Origin of the sequence: Streptomyces sp. NPDC047085, assembly GCF_040643735.1 — a bacterium.
In the GTDB taxonomy this organism is placed as follows: Bacteria; Actinomycetota; Actinomycetes; order Streptomycetales; family Streptomycetaceae; genus Streptomyces.
The window spans coordinates 1,070,975-1,094,646 of record NZ_JBEYUW010000002.1; the positions used below are offsets into that span (position 1 = coordinate 1,070,975).

The following is a 23,672-nucleotide window of genomic DNA, read 5'->3' on the forward strand; positions in this document are numbered from 1 at the left end:
CAGGAACCATGGAAGGGATCCGCTTCGATCATGTCCATACCCGAAGCCCGAACCACCGGGATCAGCGCGCCGGGGGAAGCGCCGATCACGACCGAGGACGTGGCCGACGCCGCGGCCGCGGCCGGTGCGACGCTGCGCTACGACGCGACGGTCTCCCGCACCCTGGTCCACCGCACGTCCGTCGCCGAGGTGTTCGTCACCGACTCCGCCTCGACCGGCGAGAACACGTTCGTCGTGGCCGCGCAGCTACCGCGCGGCCACCTGATCGGCGAGAACGCACCGCTGTACGACTTCACCCTGCTGGTGGAGGTGGTACGGCAGGCGGGCGTCCTGGTGGCCCACCGTCACCTGGGCGTGGAGCTCGGCTCGGCGTTCATCTTCCGGGCCCTCAACCTGCGTACGGTGGGCCTGACCCAGCTGCGGATCGGCGCCACGCCGGCCCAGGTGCTGGTGTCGATGACCGTGCACCCCCGTCGCAACAAGGCGGGTCGCATCCAGGGGTTCACCTTCACCGGTGACGTCTCGCTCGACGGAGGGGTGGCGCTGGCCGGGGACGGTGCGTTGCTGATCGTGTCCCAGCGCGCGTACCAGACCCTGCGGGCCAAGCGACGGGCCGCCGCCACGGACCACACGCTGCCGCGGTTCACCGCTGCCGCGCCGTCCTCGGTGGGCCGCCGCGAGGCTCGCAACGTGGTCATCACCGAGCCCGTCCTGACCGGACCGGCAGGCGTCTCGGCACAGTTGGTGATGGATCCGAGCCATCCGCACATGTTCGACCACCCGCTGGACCATGTGCCCGGTCATCTGCAGATGGAGGCGGCCCGGCAGCTGGGCATCGCCTCCGTCGCGCGGTTGCACGGGCTGTCCCCGGAGACCCTCACCATCGCGTCCATCACCACCGACTTCACCGACTACACGGAGCTGGACCAGGTGACGGAACTGCGGGCGAGGGTGGACGGATTCCGCCGCCATGAGGAGCTGCACACCCTGGCCGTCCCGGTCGCCGTCGACGTGCAGCAGGACGGGGCGGTGACGACGTCGATCCGGCTGGACGTGATCCAGTGGACCTGACCACCCGTCGACCCCGGCGGGTCGTCGTCACCGGCGCGACCGGTCTGCTCGGGGGCAACACCGTACGGCGCCTGCTCGACCTGGGCAGTGAGGTGACGGCAGTGGTCCGGGACCCCGAACGGGCCCGCTCCCTGCTCCCGGACCACAAGCGACTGGACATGCGGCAGGGTGACGTGCTCGACGTACGGAGCATCGCCCGCGTGCTCCCGGGACACGACGCGGTGATCCACACCGCGGCGTACTTCCGGGAGTACTACGCCCCCGGCGGCCACGACGACGCGTTGCTGACCGCGACGAACGTGGACGCCGTGGGCGAACTGCTGCGGGCGGCCGCCGAGGCCAGGGTGCCGGTGGTGGTGCACACCAGCTCCATCGGCACGCTGGGAACCCGCCCCGACGGGCGGCCGTCCGACGAGGACACCCCCGAAGGTCGCCGGACCCGGGAGAACGGCTACTACGCCAGCGAACTGGACTCCGAGGAGGTCGTACACGCCTTCGGTGCCCGGCACGGGGTGCGGGTGCCGATGGTGCTGCCCGGGTGGATGTGGGGCCCGGGAGACGCCGGGCCCACGTCCGCCGGACGGCTGTTCACCTCCGTGGCACGAGGGGAGCTGCGCGCGGTGCCCCGGGCCGGCAACCATGTCGTGGACGCCCGCGACGTCGCCGACGCGTGCGTGCGTGCCGCGGTGGCGGGCGAGCACGCCCGGCGTTACATCGTCGCCGGGAGCTGGGTGACCCTGCCGGAGGTGTGCCGGCTCGCCGCCCGTGCCGCGGGTGTGGCGCCCCCGCGCGAGGTCCCGGCCCGTCTCGCGCTCGCCGTCGCCGCCGTCCTCGAGGCCATGGCACGCCTGCGGGGTCGTACTCCTCCCGCGACCCGGGACGGTGTACGCGCCCTGCTGGAGGGCAACCGCCGGCGTGTGAGCTCCTCCCGCGCCGTCAGCGAACTGGGCGTCACCTTCCGCCCGTTGCACCGCACCCTGCACGACCAGGCCGACTGGCACCGCGCCCACGACCACCTCTGAGCGGCGGGTGCGGCCGGGAGCCCCCAACCGGCCGCACCCGCCCTTCCCCAGGGAGACTCAGCAATGCCCGAAATCGGCAGACGACATCTTCTGGCCGGCGCCACGGCCGTGGCCGCGGCGAGTGTCGCCCCGTCCCTCCACTCTCAGAGAGCCGCGGCAGCGGAGACTGTGGATGCCGTGGGCGCATGCGACCCGGTGTTCGGCCCGGTGACCGTGCGCCCGGGTGACGCCCGGTACGCCGAATTGTCCGTCGGCGTCAACAAACGTTGGGAGGCCGCACCCGATTCCATTCAGCTGGTCGGTTCGACGCAGCAGGTGGTGTCGGCGGTGCAGGACGCCGTCCGCGCCGGAAAGCGGGTTTCCGTCCGCAGCGGCGGGCACTGCTACGCGGATTTCGTGAGCCATCGGGACGTGGACGTCATCATCGACGCCTCCGGGATGAACGAGGTGGCGTACGACGCCACACGCCGGGCCTTCTCGGTGCAGGCCGGGGCCCAACTGGGTCAGATCTACGAGGCCCTGTACAAAGGCTGGGGCGTGACGATCCCCGGCGGCGCCTGCCTGACCGTCGGCATCGGCGGGCATGCCGCCGGCGGCGGCTTCGGACTGCTGACCCGAAGGTTCGGGCTGGTCGCCGACCACATCGAGGCCGTGGAGATCGTGGTCGTGGACCGCTCCCGCACGGTACGGCGTGTGATCGCCTCACGCGACCCGTCCGATCCGAACCACGATCTGTGGTGGGCCACCGCGGGCGGTGGAGGCGGCAGCTTCGGCGTCATCACCCGCTACTGGTTCCGCACGGCCGGATCCAGCGGCACGGATCCGGCCCTGCAACTCCCACGGCCGCCCAGGGAGGTACTGGTCAGCCTGCTCAACATCCCCTGGAACCAGCTGGATCTGCCGGCCTTCGGCCGACTGGTGCACAACTTCGCCGACTGGCACGTGGCCAACGGCTCGGTGTCCTCGCCCTTCATCTCCCTCGCCGGCTACCTGCTCATGCGCCAGGGGCCGGCGGGCGGCGTCGCCCTGTTCACCCAGGTCGACGGAACCGACCCGGACGCCGCCCGGCTGCTCGCCGACTACGCCGCCGCCCTCACCCGCGACACCGGCATCTCCGCCTCGTTCCCCTCCCGTCGGGTGCCGTGGCTGGCCTCCACCAAGCTGGTCGGCACCAGCAGCCCGGCCCTGCTGTACGACCACACCCTGCGCAGTGCCGTCAAGACGGCATGGATGCGCCGGAGTTTCACCGATGACCAGATCGCGGTCATCCACCGGAACATGACGCGCACGGACTACGCCAATCCCAATGCGGCGATCTCCCTCAACGGCGGTGCCGGCCGGACCAATGAAGTGGCCACCGAGGCCACCGCGTTCGCTCACCGCGATTCCGCCTTCATCGCGCTGTACGAGAACTTCTGGGTCGACCCGCGCGAGGACGGCACACACATCGGCTGGCTGCGCGACATCTACAGCCAGACATTCGCGGCCACCGGCGGATATCCGGTGCCAGGCGACATCACCGACGGCTGCTACATCAACGACCCGGATTCCGACATCGACGACCCGGCGTGGAACACCTCCGGCGTTCCCTGGTACACGCTGTACTGGAAGGCGAACTACGCACGCCTGCAACAGGTGAAGGCCCGCTGGGATCCCACCGATTTCTTCCGGCACTCGCAGTCGACAAGGCTTCCGGCCCGATCCACCGCCTGAGGGCGGCCGTCTCGGCGGTCACATCGCGCAGCACACCGGCCGGCGCAAGCCAGGGCGGGATCCGGCCGTCGGCGTGGATTCCGCGCCCGCCTGATCGCCGGGCTGGCAGCATGGTCCCGCGCGGCGCACCGGACCGGCGCCGGGGACGACGAGGGGGACGCGGAATGCGTGGTGGCGGGGTCGCGGTCGTGGGCGGGAGCATCGCGGGATGCGCGGCGGCGCTCGCGCTGGGACGGAGCGGGACCGAGGGGATCACGGTGTACGAGCGTGCGGCGGGCCGGCTGGCCGACCGCGGGGTCGGGCTCGCCGTGCACAACGCCCGCTACGCGGAGCTGGAGGCGGCCGGCCATCTCGACGCCTCGATGCCGTGGGTGCGGATCGAACGCCGCCGCTGGTACGTCCGGGACGACGCGGCGGCGCACGGCCCGCTGGGCCGCGAGATCGCCGTGATGCCGTTCCCGTTCCGCAGCTACAACTGGGGTCCGCTCTGGCACGCGCTGCGCCGCCGGGTGCCCGGGGCGGCGGACTTCCGGCCCGGCTCGGCGGTCGAGGCGGTCGAGGTGCGGCCGGACGGCGCCGAGGTGCACGCGGGCGGGCGGACCGAACGGTACGACGTGGTGATCGGCGCGGACGGCTACCGCTCGGCGGTGCGTGCGGCCGTGTGCGCCGACGTCCGCCCCGAGTACGCCGGATACCTGGCCTGGCGCGGTGCCTACCCGTCGGCCCGGCTGCGCGACCCGGAGCTGTGGGCCGAGGAGGAGGCCGTGTATGTCGTCTTCCAGGGCGGCCATCTCATCGTGTACCGCATCCCGGACGGGACCACCGGCGGCCACCGGGTCAACTGGGTCCTGTACACGGCCCCGCCGCCCGGCCTCGACCAGGGCCTGGAGACCCCGACGAGCCTGCCCCCGGGCACGGCGGGCGACGGGCTGCGCGCCCATCTGGCCTACGTGGCCGCCGAGTTGCTGCCTCCCTTCTGGGGCGACCTGGTACGGGCGACGACCCATGACGAGCTGTTCCTGCAGCCCATGTACGACTTCACGGCACCCCGTTACGCGGTGGGCCGGGCGCTGCTCATGGGCGACGCGGCCACGGTCGCGCGCCCGCACACCGGCGCCGGCGCCGTCAAGGCGCTGCAGGACGCCACGGTCCTGGAGTCGGCCCTGACGTCGACGGCCACCTGGTCCGAGGCCCTGGCCGCGTACGACGCCGAGCGCGCGCCCTCCGGCCGGGTCATGGTCGACCTGGGGCGGCGTCTGGGGCGGGCCCTGGTCCAGGAGACCCCGAACTGGCGGACGCTCGACCAGACGGGCCTGGAGACCTGGTGGAAGCAGGCGGACGGAACGGGGGCGTTCGGCGGGCGGGAGCTGAAGCGCTAGCGGTATCGACCTGCTGGTCGCTCCCGGCGAGCGGGTTGGGCAGCGGCAGGTAGCGGGCGTCCGCGCCGTCCGCGCCCGTCCAGCGCAGCAGGAGGTTCGTCTTGCCGGGCAGCGTGGGTGAGGCGAGCAGTCCGGTGATCTCCGGGAGGTCGTGGCGGGACAGTTCGCGGCGGGCGGCGGGCCAGGGATCGAGGTCGGGGTGGTGTTCGGCGAGGGCGGCGGCGATCTCGCTGAGATGGTTGACGACCAGGCAGTACACCAGCCGCTCCCAGCCGGCCTCGCGCGAGACGTCCGGCAGGAGCTTGGTGCCCTCCGCGTCCCGGAACAGCGCCTGTACGGGCATCCCGGAGCGGTCGACGGCGACCAGGGTGTTCTGCAGGTGCGCCTCCAGGACGACCCCGTGGTCGTCGAAGGCGGTCAGGGTGGGCGGGACGACCTGGCGCAGGTAGGCCTCCCACCAGGCGTGCGGATCGGGTGCGGTGGCCAGCGGGCTGCCCGCGAAGCCCTCCGCCAGCCCGGCCGCGAGCAGCGGCGTGGCGCCCGGCAGGAGATGGTCGCGCAGGCCGTCGCGGACGAGGACGGCGAGTTCCTCGAAGGCGAAGGCGGCGGTGCGGTAGCCGCGGTCGGACAGCCAGGCGGCGGGCGGTCCCATGGCCGCGAAGGCATGGGTGGCGGCCGTGTCGGTGCGCCGGAGTCTCAGCAGGTCGTGGCGCCACAGGCGGCGGATGTCGTTGGTGATCCGGACATCGAGGCTGAACTTCAGGAACAGGTCGCGCGCGGGCTCGTACACCGTGCGGATCGCCGCCGTCGGCCAGACGTCGAAGGCCGTGCCGCCGAGCCGCAGCAGGCGCCCGTCGGCGAGGGCGGGGGCGAGGTCGCGGGCGAGGAGGTCGAGCTGCCAGGGGTGGGCGGGCAGCAGCCGGTAACCGGGCGGGGCGGTGCCGAGGGCGTCGAGGGCGCGGGTGTCGCCCTCCTCGACGACCAGGTCCTCGCGGACGCCGAGCAGCACCAGCGGGAACCGGGCGTGGGCCTCGGGGGCGTACGGCAGCCAGGCGGCGACCGGGCCCCCGCCGCGGGCCTTGGGGGCCGGGTGGCAGGGGTGGCCGGTGATCAGGGACTGCTCCGAGCGCAGGTACGGGTCCTCGGGCGGGGCGGCCTGGGCGCGGGCGGTGAGCAGGGCGGCGACGGCGTCCCGGCTGTCGATCATCTCGGCGGGCAGGTCGCCGCCCGGCATCCCGGTGTCGCGGCGCAGCTCCTCGGCGACGAGTTTGACCAGTTCGGTGTGGCCGAGGCGGTGCCAGGCGCCGTTCGCGTGCACCTCGGGGTCGGCGGGCCGCCGGCCGGGGCGCACCCGCAGCAGCCGGCCGGTGCCGGGCAGCCGGTGGACGGGCCGGTCCCCGGCGCCCGGGAGCGGCCGGGCCACCTCGCGCAGCAGACAGTTGAGCAGGGGCGCGGCCGCGTACGCGTCGGCACGGCGGCCGACGGCGTCGGTGGCGGGGCCGACGGGGTCGGTGGGGCGGCCGACAGGGTCGGTGGGGGGCTTGAGGTCCACTCGGTCCATTCGTTCTTCGTCGGGGCCGGTCGCCGGTCGCGCCGAGCCGCTCGTACAGGCCGTGGATCACGGTCCGTCGGTCCGTCGGAGCGTTCCCCGGGTGCGTGCCGAGGGTGCGTTCCATCGGCAGGTCCGGCCGGAACACGCCGTCCGTGTGTCCCGTCGGACCGTTCCTCCGATCCGTCCCGCCGGGCCGTTCCGTCCGGGCTTCCCGTCGGTCCGTCCCGTCGGTGGCGGTGTTCGGAGGCCGGTCGCGATCAGTATGGCTGTCGTATCCGACAATCTTCCCCCGAGCTGCCCGTCCCCGAGGAGCCGACCATGTCCCACTCTCCCACCGCAGAGGCCGAGGTCACCGATGAGCTGGCCGTCGTCCGGCCCGGTCTGCTGGCCCGGTACACGGCGGAGCTGCCGGGTGCCCGCGCGGCGGTGCTGACCCGGCTGTGGCGGGCGCTCGCCCATGAACCGCTGCCGTGGATCACCGGCCGCTCCCGGGGAGCGCACCGGCTCGCCCTGCGGCTCGCGGGCGGCCGGACGCTGCACGGGCCGCACGCGGATCCGTACGCGACCGGCGACCACGTCACCGCCGTCCATCTGGACCGGGAGCGCTACGACGACCCGGCGCGGCTGATGGCCGACCTCGCGGTGCCGCACGCCGCCGCGTTCGCCGCCGAACTGGCACACAGCGTGGCCTCGCTGGCGCTGTCCCGGGCGGACGCGGAGCGGTCCGGGGAGTGGCCGGAGCGCGACTGGGAGTGGGAGCAGCGGGTGGTCGACGGACATCCGTTCCATCCCAACTGCCGGGCCCGGCCCGGCTTCTCCGTGGCGGACCAGCTGGCCTACGGGCCCGAGCACCGGCCGGTGGTGGAGGTGGGCACGGTGCCGGTGCCGGCGGCGGAGTGCCTGGTGTCGGGCGACTGGCCGGACGAACTGCGGGACGGGGACGAGCTGTTGCTGCCGGTGCATCCCTGGCAGGCGGCCCATGTGCTCAAGCGGTCGTACGATCCCTGGCGCTCGGCGCATCCGCTGATGTCCCTGCGTACCCTCGCGGTGCCCGGCGGACCGCATGTCAAGACCGCGCTGAGTGCCCGGCTGACGTCCTCGGTGCGGGACATCTCCACGTACTCCGTGGCGGCGTCGGCGGCGCTGTCCGCGCTCGGGACGGAGCTGGCGGCACGCACGGACGGGCTGCTGCACGTCACCCGCACGCTCGGCGCGGCGACCGCCCACTCACCCGACCTGGCGGCGCTGTTGCGCGAGTCGCCGGAGGAGTACGCGCGTCCGGGCGAGCGCGTGGTGCCGGTGGCCGCCCTGGCCACGACCCCGCTCCCCCGCTCGCCCGCCTGGCTGGCCGCCTTCACCCGCCTCGCGCTCACGGCCGGCCTGCGCCTGCTGGACCTGGGCGTCGCCCTGGAGGCCCACGGCCAGAACCTCCTCGTCGTCCTGGGGGCCGACGACACGCCCCTGCGTCTCGTCTACCGCGACCTGGCCGACATCCGCATCAGCCCGGCGCGCCTGGCCCGCCACGGCGTCACCCCGCCCGCCCTGACCGGCCGGCTGGTCACGGACGACGAAACGGCACTGCGCCGCAAGCTGTTCGGGTCCCTGGTGGCGGGTGCGCTCGCCGGTACGGCGGGTTCGGGTCCCGCGCTGGGCGCCGCGCTGCGGGCCGCCCTGCCCGATCTGCCCCGTACCCCGGACCTGGCGGCCCTGCGCCAAGGCCCGCTGCCGGCGAAGGCGTTGACGCTGATGCGCCTGTCCCCGGAGATCCCCGGCGACCAGTGGACCGCCCTGCCGAACCCCCTCGTTTTGGAGCCCGGCACCTCTGATCAATAAGATCCGCCGATGATCAGAAGACAACGGCTGGCGGCAGGCGTCTGTGCTCTGCTCGCCGCCCTGGCGGCCGGGATCGCGTTTCCCGGCGGAGCCGTCGCCGACGAGACGGCGCGGCCCGCTCCGAAGGTCGAACTCGTGCTGGACGTCAGCGGTTCCATGCGGACCCGGGACATCGACGGCGGCTCCCGGATGGCCGCCGCGAAGCAGGCGTTCAACGAGGTGCTCGACGCGACACCCGAGGAGGTACAGCTCGGGATCCGTACCCTGGGCGCCAACTACCGCGGCAACGACCGCAAGACCGGCTGCAAGGACACCGCGCAGCTCTACCCGGTCGGTCCGCTGGACCGGACCGAGGCGAAGACGGCGGTGGCCACGCTGGCCCCGACCGGCTGGACGCCGATCGGCCCCGCGCTGCAGAAGGCCGCGGCGGACCTGGACGTCACCGGCGCCGACGGCGTCGGCGCCGGCGGCACCCGCAGGATCGTGCTGATCAGCGACGGCGAGGACACCTGCCAGCCGCTCGACCCGTGCGAGGTGGCCCGCGAGATAGCCGCCAAGGGCATCGGGCTGACCATCGACACCCTGGGCCTGGTGCCGGACGCCAAGACCCGCGAGCAGCTCAGCTGCATCGCGGACGCGACCGGCGGCACGTACACCGACGTGCGGCACAAGGAGGAACTGAGCGACCGGGTCGGGCAGTTGGTCGACCGGGCCGCCGATCCGGTGGTGACGCCGGTGGCGACCGAGGGCGCGACCGAGTGCGCGAAGGCCCCGTCGCTCAAGTCCGGGCTGTACACCGACCGTGCGGAGTTCGGGCAGCAGCGCTGGTACAAGGTCGACGTCGACCCCGGCAAGGAGCTGCGCGCTTCGGTGAGCGTCGCGGACGACCGGGCGGTCGCCCCGAACTACGGGGTGCTGCTGCGGGCGGTGACGCTGCACGGCCGGGAGATCGTACGCGGCGAGGCGGCGGGCAACGGCCGTACGGACGTCATCTCCACGGGCCTGCGCTACCCGCGGCCCGAGAGCGACGACGACAACGCGACCGCGGAGACGGTGTGCCTCCAGGTCACCAGCTCCTTCTCGGCGGCGGCGGGCGTGAAGACCACCCCGGGGCTGCCGCTGGAGCTGACGGTCGACGTCGTGGACGGCCCGAGCAAGGCGTCGGACGTGGCCGCCTTCGGCCTCGGGCGCGGCTGGTGGCTGCTGGGCGCGCTGGTGCTGACCGGTTTCGTCGCCGGTCTGCTGTGGGGCTGGCTGTCGCGTTGGCGGGTCGCGGTCTGGAGGACGAACTGATGCGTGTCACACGTGTGCTGAGCACCGCTCTGCTGGCGCTCGGGCTGGTCGCCGGACCGGCCGCCGGGCTCGCCGCCGCCGACTCCTCGCCGTCGCCGAGCGCCTCGGCGGACGGCTCGGCGCCCACTCAGGCGGGTACGTCGTTCCGTACGGCGACGGAGATCGAGCAGGGGCAGCGGGCCACCGCGTCCGGTTCCACCGGCGACTACCTGTACTGGTCGTTCCCGGCGGACGCCGGGCAGCGCCCCACGGTCAAGGCGACCGTGAAGCTGCCGCAGACGCACTCCGCCCAGACCTGGCAGATCGACGTGTACGACGGTCTGCGCCGGCGCCAGTCCTGCCAGTACGGCGCGGCCACCCGCACCGCCGCCCAGGACGCGCCCTCGGTCGAGCTGGCGTGCGTGCTGCGGACGGTGCGGGCCTGGTCGGAGCCGTGGGCGAACGACCCGCTGCCGGGCACGTACTACATCCGGCTGACCGTGCTGAACCTGGGCGACTCCGACCTCGGTCTGCCGGTCGGCGCCGAGGTGCGCGTCGACTCCAAGGACATCGGCGGCGCGGCGGCGGTGGACGGTTCGCTGGCCAAGCCGCTCGTCCCGGGGATCGCCGTCAAGTCCGTGGCGGAGGAGGGCGAGGACGGTGCGAAGTCCGCGGTGCTCTCCAGCATCGAGCCGGACGACGGCTGGTCCTCCGGCTGGTGGTCCGACCGGTGGGTGTGGACCGCGATCGGCGGCGTCCTGGCCGCGCTCGCGGGCATCGGCGGGTATGCGCTGACGCGGGGGTCGGGACGGCCGTCGCGGGTTCCGCCGGGCGCCTGACGCCACCATCATGAAGGCCCGCCTGCCCGGCGGGCCTTCCCTTTTCCGCCATCGTCCGAGCCCGGCTCGGGCGGGGCGGCGTGCGGGCGGGGCGGCGAGCGGGGAGGGGTTCGAGGTGTGACCCCGGTTTACGCCTCCCGCAGAGACTTGGCGAGCGTGCTCTCGCCGGTCACCGTGACGCGGCCGGACTGGACGGCCGCTCGTAGCCCCAGTTCACCGCGGGCGATGGCTTCGCAGGTCGCGGAGTCCATCGTCAGGCGTGCGTCGGCCTCGGCGGGGGCGGGGCCGTCGCCGTAGACCGGGCCCTGCTCAGTGCCGAGGTGGAGGTGGAAGTCGCCTTCCTCCAGGTGGACCTCTACGAGTCCCTCGCCCTCCAGGGCCCGCAGGAGGGGGAGCGCGAACCAGTGGGCGCGCACGGCGTCCGTGGGGCGGCGCTCGCCCAGCTCGGCCTGCCCCCACTCCCCCAGTGCCTGCAGGACGGGGAGCAACTCGTGGCCGCGTGCGGTGAGTTCGTACACGTAGACCGCTCCCGGCGGGGGCAGTCGCCGCCGGGTCGTGAGGCCGTCGCGTTCCATGTCCTTCAGCCGGGAGGCGAGGACGTCCGTGCTCACCCCGGGCAGGTCCGCGTGGAGGTCGGTGTAGCGGCGGGGGCCGGCCAGCAGCTCCCGGACGATCAGCAGGGTCCAGCGGTCCCCGACGAGGTCCAGGGCGCGGGCCGCTGAGCAGTACTGGTCGTAGCGTCGGCGAGGTGGCATGCGACGCAGTCTAGACGGATTGTTGGACTTTCCAAGCTCGAACTTGGTAAAACCAAGTAACACGAGTTCCCGGAGGGACGCATGGAGTTCCGGCAGTCGAACAAGCTCAGCGAGGTCTGTTACGAGATCCGCGGCCCGGTGATCGAGCACGCCAACGCGCTGGAGGAGGCGGGCCACAGCGTGCTGCGCCTGAACACCGGCAACCCCGCCGCGTTCGGCTTCGAGGCGCCGGAGGAGATCCTCCAGGACATGATCCGGATGCTGCCGCAGGCGCACGGCTACACCGACTCGCGCGGCATTCTCTCCGCCCGCCGGGCGGTCGCCCAGCGCTACCAGACCCTGGGCCTGGAGGTGGGCGTCGACGACGTCTTCCTCGGCAACGGCGTCTCCGAGCTGGTCTCCATGGCCGTACAGGCGCTGGTCGAGGACGGTGACGAGATCCTCATCCCCGCCCCGGACTTCCCGCTGTGGACAGCGGTGACGACCCTCGCCGGCGGCAAGGCGGTGCACTACCTGTGCGACGAGCAGTCCGACTGGAACCCGGACCTCGCCGACATGGAGTCGAAGATCACGGACCGCACCAAGGCCGTGGTCATCATCAACCCGAACAACCCGACGGGCGCGGTGTACCCGAAGGAGGTCGTGGAGGGCATCCTCGACCTGGCCCGCCGGCACGGCCTGATGGTGTTCGCCGACGAGATCTACGACCAGATCCTGTACGACGACGCCGTCCACCACTCTGCCGCGGCCCTCGCCCCGGACCTGGTCGTCCTCACCTTCTGCGGCCTGTCGAAGACGTACCGGGTGGCGGGCTTCCGCTCCGGCTGGCTGGTGGTGACGGGTCCCAAGCAGCACGCGAAGGACTATCTGGAGGGCCTGACCATGCTGGCCTCCATGCGGCTGTGCGCCAACGCGCCCGCGCAGTTCGCCATCCAGGCCGCGCTCGGCGGCCGCCAGTCCATCCGGGAACTCGCCGCGCCCGGGGGCAGGTTGTACGAGCAGCGGAACGTGGCCTGGGAGAAGCTGAACGAGATCCCGGGTGTGTCGTGCGTGAAGCCGAAGGGCGCGCTGTACGCGTTCCCGCGCATCGACCCCAAGGTGCACAAGATCCACGACGACGAGAAGTTCGTCCTCGACCTGCTGCTCCGCGAGAAGATCCAGGTCGTCCAGGGCACCGGCTTCAACTGGCCCGCCCCCGACCACTTCCGCATCCTCACCCTCCCGCACGCGGAGGACCTGGAGGCGGCGATCGGCCGGATCGGGCGGTTCCTGAGCGGATACCGGCAGTAGGAGAAGCGGGAGAACGCAGGGAAGCGGCCGTCTGGCCCAGTCCGTCCTGCGGGCGGCGGGCGCCCTGTGCCACGGTGCTGGCAGGCGAGCGGGAAGGGCGCTGACGTGGGTGACCTCTTTCTCGTCCGGCACGGTGAGACCGAGTGGTCGCGGTCCGGACGGCACACCGGCTGGACGGACCTACCCCTCACCGAGCACGGGCGGGAGGAGGCGCGGCGGCTGGTGCCGCTGGTCCGCTCGCACCGCATCGGCGCCGCCTTCGTCAGCCCCCTGCAACGGGCCCGGGAGACCGCGGAACTCATCGGCCTCCACGATGCCCGGGTGGACGCCGACCTGCGCGAGTGGGACTACGGCGGGTACGAGGGCGTCACCACCGTCGAGATCCAGCGCACCCGGCCCGACTGGTTCCTGTTCACGGACGGGGTCGCGCCGGGCCCGCCCGAGCATCCCGGGGAGACGCCGGAGCAGGTCGGGCAGCGCGCCGACCGGGTGCTCGCCAAGGTGGACGCCGCCCTCGCCGACACGGAGGGTGCCGTCGTCCTGATCGCCCACGGCCACTTCCTCCGCGTCCTGACCGCCCGCCGCCTCGGCCTGCCCCCGCAGCAGGGCGCCCTCTTCCAACTGGCGACGGGCACGCTGTGCCGGCTCGGCACGGAGCACGCACGCCCGGTGGTGGCGGGGTGGAACATCCGGCCGGCGAGGTGAGCCGGGTGCCCCGGGCCGCCTGCCCGCCGCGGAGGCGTTGTCAGACCCCGGTCGTACGCTTCGAATGAGCCGCCCACCTGGCGGTTCCACGGAGTCGACACACCGGAGGGAGCACGCCGTGACCCGACCGCCGACGGCCGCGCAGCGGCGGGTCATCGATGCCGCCGACCCGGTCACCGGACGCCTGCGGGGCACGGAGGCGCAGCTCGCGGCGCTGGTGAAGCGCGGGCTCGCGTTCCGGCACCCGCGCCCGCCGCACGATCACTTCCTCACCCCTGCCGGGCATCGAATACGGGAGGCGGTGCCCGAGGTCCCGGAAGAGCCCGCCGCGCCGGCCGACGCGGTGTTCGCGGCGCGCGTCGGAGGTGAGGAGAGGGCACCCGCATCCGGGCCCGCCCGGCAGCGCGAGGTGCACAGCGCCTGGCAGGGTCTGCTGGAGCTGCGCCGGATGACCCATCCCGACGGCGCCATGGACCGGCCGTGCGGCTGGGAGCGCGCGCATCTGGTGCGGGCCGCCGCGCTGGCCCTGGAGGCCGCCGGGCACCGGCCCGAGGGCCCGGACGGCCCCGGCTACCGGGTGCGGGCGACCCCGCAGCCGGAGGCGGTCGCCGTGTACGCGCCGGACACGGACACCCTCGACGCCTGCGCGGCCACGCTGGAGCGGGCGGGCTGGCAGGCCGGCGCGTACACCGAGCCGCGGACCCGGGCCCGCTATCTCCTCGCCTCACCGCGCCGTGTCTGAGGCGCGTGCCAAGATCGAAGCGTCCAGAGATTCGAGGGTGAAGAGGGAGAAGCAGTGGCCGAACCGTTTTCCGTCCGGGTGTCCGTCCGCGGCTACGAGACCGACACACAGGGCCACCTGAACCAGGCGGTGTACCTCAACTACGCGGAACACGCCCGCTGGTCGCTGCTCCAGGCGGCCGGGATCAGTCAGGCGCGGCTCGTCGCCCAGGGCGTGGGGCCGGTGGCGCTGGAGACGACGATCCGCTACCTGCGTGAACTGCTCGCCGGTGACGAGGTCGACGTGACCTGTGCGTTCGAGTGGAGCGGCGGCAAGACGTTCCGCATACGGCAGGAGATCCGCAAGTCCGACGGCACGCTGGCCGCCGAAGTCACCGCCGTGGGCGGGCTGATGGACCTCACGGCACGCAAGCTGGTCGCCGACCCCGCCGCGGTCTTCAAGGAACTGACGACGGATCCGGGCCTGTTCGGACTGTGACCGGCGCCGGGCCCAGGCGCCGGCCTTTCCGCGCCTGGCCTAGGCGCCGGGCCTACGCGTCGAGCAGCTCGGGACGGTGCTCGGCGTCGTAGGCCGCTCGCGCTTCGGCGACGTACACCCGGTTGCGCTCGGCCCAGTCGGTCAGCCGCTGCAGCGTCTCGTGCAACTCCAGGGCGACCGGGGTGAGTTCGTACTCCACCTTGGGTGGCACCGTCGCATACACGGTCCGCTTGACCAGGCCGTCGCGCTCCAGGTTGCGCAGGGTCAGGGTGAGCATGCGGCGGCTGATGCCCTCGATGCCACGCTCCAGTTCCGTGAACCGGACGGGCCCCTGAGCGGCCGCGACGAGGATCTGCACGCTCCATTTGCCGGCCACCCTGTCAAGAACTTCCCGGACCGGACACGCGTGCGCGTTCACTGCCTGGACGGTAACACCGGTGTTCCTCTGGGACATCGGACTGCCTCCTTACGCCGCGTTCCATGGTCACCCACGATGAACCCCGTTACAAGTCGTGCACCAAGGTGCGTATACGGAACGGGGCAGCCATGTCGGCCGCGATCGAGAGCAGTACGTCACCGGCGTCGGTGACATCGTCACGAACCTACTCCCGCTGGGTGTCCCTCGCCGTGCTGTGCGCGGGCACGCTGATGACGATCCTGGACGGCAACATCGTCACGGTGGCGATGCCCGCCATCCAGAGCGATCTCGGCTTCAGCGGGCCGGGCCTGGCGTGGGTCGTCAACGCGTATCTGATCGCCTTCGGCGGGCTGCTCCTGCTGGTGGGCCGGCTCGGCGATCTGGTGGGCCGCAAGCGGATGTTCACCGCGGGGCTCGCCGTGTTCACCGCGGCCTCGGTGGTGTGCGGGACGGCGACCGGACAGGGCGTGCTGATCGCGGCGCGAGCGGTACAGGGGGTGGGCGGGGCGATGGCCTCGGCCGTGGTCCTCGGCATGCTGGTCGCGCTCTTCCCCGAGCCCCGCGAACAGGCCCGCGCCATCGCCGTGTTCAGCGCGGTCGGCGCGGCGGGCGGGGCGCTCGGCACCTTCCTCGGCGGCGCCCTGACCCAGGCCCTGAACTGGCACTGGATCTTCCTGATCAACCTGCCGATCGGCGTGGCCGCGTGGCTGGCGGCAGTCCGCGTCCTCGCCCCCGAGCGCGGTGCCGGACTGGGCAGCGGCGCGGACTATCCGGGAGCCGCGCTGGTCACGGGCGCGCTGATGCTCACGGTCTACGTCATCGTCGGCGCCGGGAACCGCTCCCTGACCGCCACGATGCTCCTGGCGGCCCTGGCCCTCGGCCTGTTCACGGCGTTCACGGTGCGCCAGGCGCGGGCGGCCCGTCCCCTGCTGCGGCTGCGGCTGTTCCGGTCCCGGCTGCTGACCGGGGCGAACGCGGTGCAGGTGCTGATGATCGGCACGATGTACGGCTTCCAGTTCATCGGTGCGCTGTATCTGCAACGCGTGCTGGGGTACGGCGAGTTGGCCACGGGCACCGCCTTCCTCCCCGCCCCGATCGCGATCGGCCTGCTGATGCTGGGGCTGTCCGCTCGGACCGTCGCCCGGTTCGGCGGCTACCGGGTACTGCTCGCCGGTCTGGTCCTGATCACCGCGGGCATGGCCCTGCTGAGCCGCGCTCCCGCCGACGGCTCCTACGCGGCCGACGTGCTGCCGCCGTTGCTGCTGCTGTCCGCGGGCTTCGCGGCGGCCATGCCCGCGCTGACCGGGCTCGCGATGTCCGGGGCGCGGGAGGAGGACGCGGGACTGGCGTCCGGACTGTTCAACACCACCCAGGTGGTGGGCGGTTCCCTCGGCCTCGCGACCCTGACGACCCTCGCCGCGCACCGCACCGACACCCTGCTCGACGGAGGCACGGCCCTGATCCCGGCCACGGCGGAGGGCTATCAGCTGGCGTTCCGCGTGGCGACGGCGATCGCGCTGGCGGCACTGGTGCTGGCAGGGGTGACGCTACGACCGCGCGGCGAGTGAGGCCGACCGGCTCCCCCCTCACTCCCCAGGAACGTCACTCCCCGAGGAACCTCGCTCCCCCAGGAACGCCCCCTTGTGATCTTCCGCCCACTCCCGGAACGCCCGGGCGGGCCGCCCCAGCAACTCCGGCACGTCCTCGGTGACCAGGGCATTACGTCCGGCGCGGATGTAGGTGTTGGCGGTGAGCACCCCCTCGGCCCCCGCCTCGTCCAGTCCCCAGGCGGTGCGCAGATGATCGAGCGTCTCGGCCGGCGAGAGGTCGCGCGTGGCCACCGGGCGGCCCAGGAGCGAGGTGAGCACGGCGGCCTGGTCGGGCACGGTGATCGCCTCGGGACCGGTCAGGGTGTACGTCCGCCCCGCGCACCGGCCGTCGGTCAGGGCCAGCGCCGCGACCTCGGACACGTCACGGGGATCGATCACCCCCTGCGCGCCCGTCCCGGTCATGTTCGGCACCGGCTCACCGGCCGCGACCGCCGGGGCCCAGCCGAGGGTGTTCGAGGCGAAGGACGAGGGCCGCAGGACGGTCCACTCGGCACCGCTCTCCTTCAGCGCCTCCTCCCCGGGCACGTGCCACATGCCGAACGGGCCCACATCGGGGTCGCCCGTGGCGATCGCGGAGAGCAGCACCAGGCGGGGCACACCGGCCGCGCGGGCCGCCGCTACCAGGGCCAGGTCGTGCCGCGCCTCCGGGTCCGGGGCACCCACCAGGTACGCGGCCGTCACCCCGGACATCGCGCGCTCCAGCGCGTCCGCGTCCAGGTAGTCCCCGCGCACCACCTCCACTCCCGAGGGGACCACGGCCCGCGCCGGGTCCCGGGTCAGGGCGCGCACCTTCTCCCCGCGCGCCGCGAGCTGTCGTACGACTTCACTGCCTGTGGTGCCCGTGGCACCCGTCACGAGGATCATGGCCACAACGGTGGCCCCGGCCGGGTCCTGTTCTCTTGGAAATTCCGGCACGGTCGGCAGGCCCGCCGGGCCGTGCGGCCCGTTTACCGTGGACGGGTGAGGAACACCACCGCCGAGCGGACACCGCCGCTGCCCGAGGTTCTGCGCCCGTGGCTCACCGGGATCCGGACGGTGTCCGGTGCCGTGCCGTACGAGGAGACGTTCGTGCACCTCCCGGACGCCGTCACGAAGGTCGTCGTACGGGTGGGCCGGGGCGGGCACCGCGACGTGCTGGCCGTCGGCCCGCGGGTGCGAGCCTCGTACCACGACACCGGCCTCCCCGCCTCCTGCGCCGAACTGCGCCTCGCCCCCGGCACGACCCTGCCCCTGCTGGGCGTTCCGGCGGCCGAACTGGTGGGCCGGGTGGTGCCGTTGGAGCGGTTGCCCGGCCGGGCGGGACGCCGGCTGGCGGATCTGACGCGCTGGCTGGACCCGGAGGAGGACCTGCCCCGCCTCGCGGAGACGCTCGCGGAGCTGCTGCCGGAGCCGCTGACCGCGTCGGCCGACGGGCCGCGTACGGCACTGCTGCGGGCCGGGGTCGACGCCCTGTCGGTCCGGTCGGGCCATGCACCCGCCCAGGTCCGCGAGGTGGCCCGCGAACTGTCCGTCAGCGAACGTCAGTTGCGGAACCTGTTCACGGAAGGCGTCGGCGTCTCCCCCAAGCACTACGCCCGCATCAACCGTGTCCGCACGGTCATCACCCGCGCCCCGACCGCCCCTTGGTCCGAACTCGCCGCCACCACCGGCTACTACGACCAGTCGCACATGACGTCCGACTTCCGCGCCCTGATGGGCGTGCCGCCCCGCTCCTACTTCACCGGCCGCCTGCCCACGCCCACCCCGTGCAGGGCTCAGGCCGGCTCGCGCGCCTGAATTCCGCCCCTCTCATGGCGCGGACGGATTCTGGTCCTGGTCCTGGCGGGTCGGCACCGGAACCTGGTTGAAGCCGTAGTACAGGGCCAGGAGGCCGTGGGCGGCCAGGGTCAGGGGTGCGGAGACGAAGGCCAGGCCGACCGTGAGGGGGTACCCGAGGGAGCCCAGCGCGAAGCGGGCGCGGGTGGCCCTGGCCGCGGGGACGTCCACGCGGGAGTCGAAGAGGTGGCCGGTGCGGGTGAGGTGCCACCACAGGGCCTGGAAGGTGAGGGCCATCGCCACCATCACCAGGCTGTAGACGGCGGCGGCCACATGCGAGGCCTGCTCCTCGCGCAGGTACTCCGCGAGCATCGCCGTCGGCCATGGCACCGCGGCCACCACCATCAGCAGAAGCAGGTTCAGGAACATCAGCGTGCGGTCGACTCGGGCGACGTAGCTGAACACCTGGTGGTGGTTGATCCACATGATGCCGATGACCAGGAAGCTGACCACGTAGGCGGCGTAGGAAGGCCATTGAGCGCCCAACGCGTGCCAGAGGCCGCCGTGTTCGCCGACCTCGGGGACCTTGATCTCCAGGATGAGCAGGGTGATGGCGATGGCGAACACGCCGTCGCTGAAGGCCTCGACGCGGCCGGACTCGTTCATGCGCCCAAGCCTGCCCCAGACGGCGGCACGGGGTGCGGCTTCCGCCGTACCCCGTGCCGGATCGGTGTGCCGGGTCAGTGCGCCGGGGCGAGTTCCTCCCCGGATTCCATCGGGTGGGTCACGTCCTCGGCGTCACGATCCTTGCCCAGGTGGTTGAAGACCAGGTTCAGGAGGACCGCGGCCACGCAGCCTGTCGAGATGCCCGAGTCGAGGACGATCCTCGCCGTCTCCGGGAAGGCGTGGTAGAAGTCCGGTGCGGTGATGGGGATCAGGCCCACCGCCAGGGACACCGCGACGATCAGGACGTTGTTGTCCTTCTCCAGGCCGGCCCGGACCAGGGTCTGGATGCCGCTGGCCGCCACCGAGCCGAAGAGGACGACGCCGGCGCCGCCGAGGACGGGACGCGGGACGACCGCGATCAGCGAGGCGGCCATCGGGCACAGGCCCATCAGGACCAGGAAGCCGCCGCCGAAGGCGACCACGAAGCGGCTGCGGATGCGGGTCATGGCGACCAGGCCGATGTTCTGCGCGAAGGCGCTGCACATGAAGCCGTTGAAGACGGGGCTGAGGGCCGAGCCGAGGGTGTCGGCGCGCAGGCCGGCCGCGATGGTCCTCTCGTCGGCCGGGCGTTCCACGATCTCGCCGAGGGCGAGCATGTCGGCGGTGGACTCGGTCATCGAGACCACCATCACCACGATCATCGACAGGATCGCGGCGACCTGGAACTGCGGGGCGCCGAAGTGGAACGGGGTCGGGAAGCCGATCACGTCCGCGTCCGCCACCGGGCCGAAGTCCGTGACCCCGAAGGGTATCGCCACCAGCGTGCCCGCGATCAGGCCCAGCAGGACCGCGATCTGCTTCACGAAGCCCCGGGTGAAGCGGCGCAGGGCCAGGACGATCAGCAGGGTGATGCCGGCCAGGCCGAGGTTGGTGGCCGAACCGTAGTCGTGCGCGGCGGGGTTGGGGCCCTGGGCCCAGTTGAAGGCGACCGGCAGGAGGGAGACGCCGATCAGGGTGATGACCGTACCGGTGACGACCGGCGGGAAGAAGCGGACCGCCTTGCTGAAGAAGGGGGCCGCGAGAAAGCCGAGGAGGCCTGCGACGATCACGGCGCCGAAGATGACCGGCAGCGCGTCGGACTTGTCGTGCTGGGAGGCGACGATCGCCGTCATGGGCGCCACCCCGGCGAAGGTGACGCCGTTGACGAAGGGCAGCCGGGCGCCGATCTTCCAGATGCCGAGGGTCTGCAGGAAGGTGGCGAGGCCCGCGGTGAACAGGCAGGCGCCGGTGAGGAAGGTGAGTTCGGTGCCGGAGAGGCCCACGGCCGCGCCGACGATCAGGGGTGGGGCGACGACTCCGGCGTACATGGCGGCCACGTGCTGCAGGCCGCTCGTCGCCATCTTGAGTGCCGGGAGTTTCTCGTCGACTGGGTGGGTCTCGTCGACGGGGTCAACGATCTGAGCGGTCACGGCGGCTCCTCCGGTCGCGGTTAGACACGTCGGTTCTGACGTGGGTTTCAAGGAGGTGGTGCGCGACGGTCGTGCGGGACCGGAGGCCCTTCGGCGGGCCTCGGACGGTGACCGTTCCGGGGCGCGCGCGTTCACGCGCGCCCCGGAGACGGCCGCCATGGACCCCGCTCGGGTCCACGGCTACCGGCCGGGAGCCGTCCCTCCCGGCCGGAGTCCGGCGGTGGCTCAGGCCTGGGCGGCGATGCGCGCCAGGCGCTGGGCCTCGTCCCGCGTGGAGCGGGCGATGGCGTCCTCGTCGACGGTCAGCAGGCGGCCGTCCTCGACGATCTGACGTCCGTTGACGAAGGAGGCGGTGACCGGGGCCGCCGCGCCGAAGACCAGCGCGGTCACCGGGTCGGCGATGGAGGCGTGGGCGAGGGTGTCCAGCTTCCACAGCACGAGGTCGGCCAGCTTGCCGGCCTCCAGCGAGCCGGTCTCGGCCGCGCGCCCGAGCACCTGGGCGCCGCCGTAGGTGCCGAGACGCAGCGCCTGGCGGGCGTTCAGCGCAGCCTCGCGGTGCGCGCCGAGGCGGTTGATCAGCAGGGCGTTGCGCAGCTCGGTGTGGAGTTCGCCGGACTCGTTGGAGGCGGTGCCGTCGACGCCGAGGCCGACCGGGACGCCCGCCTTCAGCATGTCGGGGACCCGGGCGATGCCTGCCGCGAGGCGGGCGTTGGAGGACGGGCAGTGCGCGACACCGGTCCTGGTACGGGCGAAGGCGGCGATGTCGGAGTCGTTCATGTGGACGCAGTGCGCCATCCACACGTCCTCGCCGAGCCAGCCGGTCGACTCGAAGTAGTCGGTCGGGCCCATGCCGAACAGCTCGTGGCAGAACTTCTCCTCCTCCACGGTCTCCGAGCCGTGGGTGTGCAGGCGTACGCCGAGGCGGCGGGCCAGCTCGGCACCTTCACGCAGGAGTTCGGTGGAGACGGAGAACGGCGAGCAGGGGGCCACAGCCACCTGGGTCATCGCGTCGAAGGAGGCGTCGTGATGTTCCTTCACGGTCGCCTCGGTGGCGGTGAGGGCGCCTTCGAGGGTCTCGACGGCGAAGTCCGGGGGCAGGCCGCCGTCCTTCTCGCTGCGGTCCATGGAGCCGCGGGCCAGGGTGAAGCGGACGCCCATCTCGCGGGCGGCGCGGATGATCGCGCCGGACAGGTCGCCGGAGCCCTGCGGGAAGACGTAGTGGTGGTCCATGGCGGTGGTGACGCCGCCGCGGGCCATCATCGCGAGCGAGCCCTGGGCCGCGGAGTAGGCCATCTGCTCGTCGATGCGCGCCCAGGTGGGGTAGAGCGCGACCAGCCAGTTGAAGAGGTTGTGGTCCGTGGCCAGGCCCCGGGTGATCCACTGGTAGAAGTGGTGGTGGGTGTTGATCAGGCCGGGGGTCACGAGATGCCCGGTGGCGTCGATACGGCGTACGACGTTCTCCAGGCCCTCGGGGGCCTTGCCCGCGCCGACCGACTCGATGCGGTTGCCGGCGATGACCAGGTACCCGGAGGCGTACTCGGTGTCGTCGGCGTCGACGGTCGCGATCGAACAGTTCTCGATGACGATGCGCTGGGCTGCTGCCATGATTCGTCCTTTTCGCTCAGCGGACTGAAGAGGGAGGGCACGGCAGGACCCTAGGAGTTTTGAGTGCCGTGACCGGGGAGGCGAAGGAGCGTGTTCCCCGGTCACGGGTGCCGCGAGAAGGGGTGGAGCGGAGGTGGAGCAGAGGTGGGGCAGAGGTGGATCAGAGCTTGATCAGAGGTTGGTGAGGTCCACCGGGATCTTCGGCTCGCAGCCGTCCCGGAGGATGGTCGCCTCGATCAGGCCGTAGGGCCGGTCGGCGGCGAAGTAGACCTCGTTGTCGTTCTTGAGCCCGAAGGGCTCCAGGTCGACCAGGAAGTGGTGCTTGTTCGGCAGCGAGAAGCGGACCTCGTCGATCTCACTGCGGTTGTTGATGATGCGCGCGCCCATCTGGTACAGCGTCTGCTGCAGCGAGAGGGAGTACGTCTCGGCGAAGGCCTGGAGCATGTGCTTCTTGACCTGCTCGTAGGACTTCTCCCAGTTGGGCATCTTCTGCTCGTCGTCGGTCCAGTTGAACCGCCAGCGGCCGGAGACCTGGGTGGCCAGGATGCGGTCGTACGCCTCCTGGAGGGTCGTGTACTTGTCCTTGACGTAGCCCCAGAACTCGGAGTTGGTCGAGTTCATCACGACCAGGTCCTTGAGGCCGGAGATGACCTCCCACTTCTCACCGTCGTAGGTGATCTGGGTGAGGCGGGTCTCCTGGCCCTTGCGGACGAAGGAGTGCTTGACCTCGTCCGCGCCGATGAACTTGGAGTTGGCGTCGGAGGTCTCGATCCGCTCCCAGGCGTACTCCTCGATGCGGATCCGCGCGATCTGGATCGGCTCCTGCGAGGTGACGAAGTGGCGGGCGAGGTGGATGCCGAACTGCTCGGCGGACTCGATGCCGTGCTCCTTGGCGAACGCGTACACCGTGTTCTTGGTGGTGTCGGTCGGCAGGACGTTGGCGTTGGAGCCGGAGTAGTGGACCTCGTCCATGTCGCCGCTCAGGGCGACGGAGACGTTGAGGTCCTTGATGTGGTGGGTGGCGCCGTCCCGCGTGATCTTTACGACTCGGTTCTCGGCCTTGCCGTACTGGTTCTGTCCCAGGATCGTGGGCATGTTTCTGCTAGCTCCCTCGGTAAACGGAGTAGCCGAACGGGTTGAGCAGCAGCGGCACGTGGTAGTGCTCCCCGGGGTTCACGGCGAAGGTGATCGCCACCTCGGGGAAGAACACGGCGCCGCTGTCCCGATTCGCGGGGGCGTCCTGCTGCGCATCGGCTTGCTTCTTCTCGAAATACGGTTCGACGGCGAAGTCGAGCCGTACGTGGGTGGTCCCCTCCGGCAGGGCCGGCAGGTCCTTGCACCGGCCGTCGGCGTCGGTCGCGGAGCCGCCGAGCGCCTGCCAGTCCGCCTCACGGCCGCTGCGGGCCGCGAGCTGGATGGCGACGCCCTCGGCGGGGCGGCCGATCGAGGTGTCCAGGATGTGCGTGGACACGGAGGCGGTGGTGCTGGTGCTCATGGTG

21 protein-coding genes and 1 pseudogene are annotated in these 23,672 nt (G+C 72.3%); 13 read left to right on the forward strand and 9 right to left on the reverse strand.

Annotation, left to right across the window (positions count from 1 at the left end; all coding sequences use genetic code 11):
- The first annotated feature begins 30 nt into the window (after positions 1–30).
- The 4 genes and pseudogenes from ABZ865_RS10465 to ABZ865_RS10480 all read left to right on the forward strand — a co-directional run.
- Entirely contained in the window at positions 31–1,071 is a 1,041-nt protein-coding gene (locus ABZ865_RS10465) for a ScbA/BarX family gamma-butyrolactone biosynthesis protein (RefSeq protein WP_361226866.1), read from the forward strand.
- On the forward strand, positions 1,062–2,093 hold the full coding sequence (locus ABZ865_RS10470) for an NAD-dependent epimerase/dehydratase family protein (RefSeq protein ID WP_361226869.1): 1,032 nt from the start codon (positions 1,062–1,064) through the stop codon (positions 2,091–2,093). The genes ABZ865_RS10465 and ABZ865_RS10470 overlap by 10 nt, the downstream gene beginning before the upstream one ends.
- A gap of 177 nt (positions 2,094–2,270) precedes the next feature.
- Entirely contained in the window at positions 2,271–3,806 is a 1,536-nt protein-coding gene (locus tag ABZ865_RS10475; protein ID WP_361226872.1) for an FAD-binding protein, read from the forward strand.
- A gap of 1,076 nt (positions 3,807–4,882) precedes the next feature.
- Positions 4,883–4,990: pseudogene (locus ABZ865_RS10480) on the forward strand (hypothetical protein); the annotation flags it as partial.
- 49 nt (positions 4,991–5,039) lie between these two features.
- Here ABZ865_RS10480 and ABZ865_RS10485 read toward each other — a convergent pair.
- Positions 5,040–6,746: an IucA/IucC family protein gene (locus ABZ865_RS10485; RefSeq protein ID WP_361226875.1), complete on the reverse strand. Its 1,707-nt coding sequence runs from the start codon at positions 6,744–6,746 to the stop codon at positions 5,040–5,042.
- A 309-nt stretch (positions 6,747–7,055) separates the two neighbouring features.
- On the opposite strand from ABZ865_RS10485, the gene ABZ865_RS10490 reads away from it, so the two are divergent.
- The 3 genes from ABZ865_RS10490 to ABZ865_RS10500 are packed head-to-tail and all read left to right on the forward strand — an operon-like array spanning position 7,056 to position 10,681.
- Entirely contained in the window at positions 7,056–8,570 is a 1,515-nt protein-coding gene (locus ABZ865_RS10490; RefSeq protein WP_361226878.1) for an IucA/IucC family protein, read from the forward strand.
- A 9-nt stretch (positions 8,571–8,579) separates the two neighbouring features.
- Positions 8,580–9,863: a VWA domain-containing protein gene (locus tag ABZ865_RS10495; protein WP_361226881.1), complete on the forward strand. Its 1,284-nt coding sequence runs from the start codon at positions 8,580–8,582 to the stop codon at positions 9,861–9,863.
- Positions 9,863–10,681: a hypothetical protein gene (locus ABZ865_RS10500; protein ID WP_361226885.1), complete on the forward strand. Its 819-nt coding sequence runs from the start codon at positions 9,863–9,865 to the stop codon at positions 10,679–10,681. Before ABZ865_RS10495 ends, ABZ865_RS10500 begins: the two co-directional genes overlap by 1 nt.
- 128 nt (positions 10,682–10,809) lie before the next feature.
- Here ABZ865_RS10500 and ABZ865_RS10505 read toward each other — a convergent pair whose 3' ends face one another.
- The gene (locus ABZ865_RS10505) at positions 10,810–11,436 is read right to left on the reverse strand and encodes a winged helix-turn-helix transcriptional regulator (protein WP_361226888.1); all 627 of its coding nucleotides are present in this window, start codon (positions 11,434–11,436) and stop codon (positions 10,810–10,812) included.
- Between the two features lie 81 nt (positions 11,437–11,517).
- On the opposite strand from ABZ865_RS10505, the gene ABZ865_RS10510 reads away from it, so the two are divergent.
- From ABZ865_RS10510 to ABZ865_RS10525, 4 genes are all read left to right on the forward strand, one after another.
- The gene (locus tag ABZ865_RS10510; protein WP_361226890.1) at positions 11,518–12,726 is read left to right on the forward strand and encodes a pyridoxal phosphate-dependent aminotransferase; all 1,209 of its coding nucleotides are present in this window, start codon (positions 11,518–11,520) and stop codon (positions 12,724–12,726) included.
- Positions 12,727–12,831: 105 nt separating this feature from the next.
- The gene (locus ABZ865_RS10515) at positions 12,832–13,431 is read left to right on the forward strand and encodes a histidine phosphatase family protein (RefSeq protein ID WP_361226893.1); all 600 of its coding nucleotides are present in this window, start codon (positions 12,832–12,834) and stop codon (positions 13,429–13,431) included.
- A gap of 118 nt (positions 13,432–13,549) precedes the next feature.
- Positions 13,550–14,173, forward strand: a complete 624-nt coding sequence (locus ABZ865_RS10520; protein ID WP_361226896.1) for a hypothetical protein — start codon at positions 13,550–13,552, stop codon at positions 14,171–14,173.
- A gap of 54 nt (positions 14,174–14,227) precedes the next feature.
- Positions 14,228–14,650, forward strand: coding sequence for an acyl-CoA thioesterase (locus ABZ865_RS10525; protein ID WP_361226899.1), 423 nt, complete (start codon positions 14,228–14,230; stop codon positions 14,648–14,650).
- A gap of 52 nt (positions 14,651–14,702) precedes the next feature.
- Here ABZ865_RS10525 and ABZ865_RS10530 read toward each other — a convergent pair whose 3' ends face one another.
- Entirely contained in the window at positions 14,703–15,104 is a 402-nt protein-coding gene (locus ABZ865_RS10530; RefSeq protein WP_361226902.1) for a helix-turn-helix domain-containing protein, read from the reverse strand.
- Between the two features lie 92 nt (positions 15,105–15,196).
- On the opposite strand from ABZ865_RS10530, the gene ABZ865_RS10535 reads away from it, so the two are divergent.
- A complete protein-coding gene (locus tag ABZ865_RS10535; RefSeq protein ID WP_361226905.1) occupies positions 15,197–16,636 on the forward strand; it encodes an MFS transporter in 1,440 nt (479 codons plus the stop codon).
- A gap of 18 nt (positions 16,637–16,654) precedes the next feature.
- Here the strand turns inward: ABZ865_RS10535 and ABZ865_RS10540 are convergent, their stop codons facing one another.
- Complete coding sequence (locus ABZ865_RS10540; protein WP_361226908.1) at positions 16,655–17,542, reverse strand: NAD(P)H-binding protein; 888 nt, start codon at positions 17,540–17,542, stop codon at positions 16,655–16,657.
- 96 nt (positions 17,543–17,638) lie between these two features.
- Between ABZ865_RS10540 and ABZ865_RS10545 the strand changes: the two genes are divergently transcribed.
- Positions 17,639–18,454, forward strand: coding sequence for a helix-turn-helix domain-containing protein (locus ABZ865_RS10545; RefSeq protein ID WP_361226911.1), 816 nt, complete (start codon positions 17,639–17,641; stop codon positions 18,452–18,454).
- Positions 18,455–18,466: 12 nt separating this feature from the next.
- On the opposite strand, the gene ABZ865_RS10550 is transcribed toward ABZ865_RS10545, so the two are convergent.
- The 5 genes from ABZ865_RS10550 to uraH all read right to left on the reverse strand — a co-directional run bounded on the left by ABZ865_RS10550 (position 18,467) and on the right by uraH (position 23,668).
- Entirely contained in the window at positions 18,467–19,099 is a 633-nt protein-coding gene (locus ABZ865_RS10550; protein ID WP_361226914.1) for a TMEM175 family protein, read from the reverse strand.
- Positions 19,100–19,173: 74 nt separating this feature from the next.
- Positions 19,174–20,727 (reverse strand): nucleobase:cation symporter-2 family protein, encoded by a 1,554-nt coding sequence (locus tag ABZ865_RS10555; RefSeq protein WP_361226917.1) that lies wholly within the window; start codon positions 20,725–20,727, stop codon positions 19,174–19,176.
- Between the two features lie 66 nt (positions 20,728–20,793).
- Complete coding sequence (locus ABZ865_RS10560) at positions 20,794–22,173, reverse strand: 8-oxoguanine deaminase (protein ID WP_361226920.1); 1,380 nt, start codon at positions 22,171–22,173, stop codon at positions 20,794–20,796.
- Positions 22,174–22,344: 171 nt separating this feature from the next.
- On the reverse strand, positions 22,345–23,268 hold the full coding sequence (pucL, locus tag ABZ865_RS10565) for a factor-independent urate hydroxylase (protein ID WP_361226923.1): 924 nt from the start codon (positions 23,266–23,268) through the stop codon (positions 22,345–22,347).
- 7 nt (positions 23,269–23,275) lie between these two features.
- Entirely contained in the window at positions 23,276–23,668 is a 393-nt protein-coding gene (uraH, locus tag ABZ865_RS10570) for a hydroxyisourate hydrolase (protein WP_361226926.1), read from the reverse strand.
- Positions 23,669–23,672 lie beyond the last annotated feature (4 nt).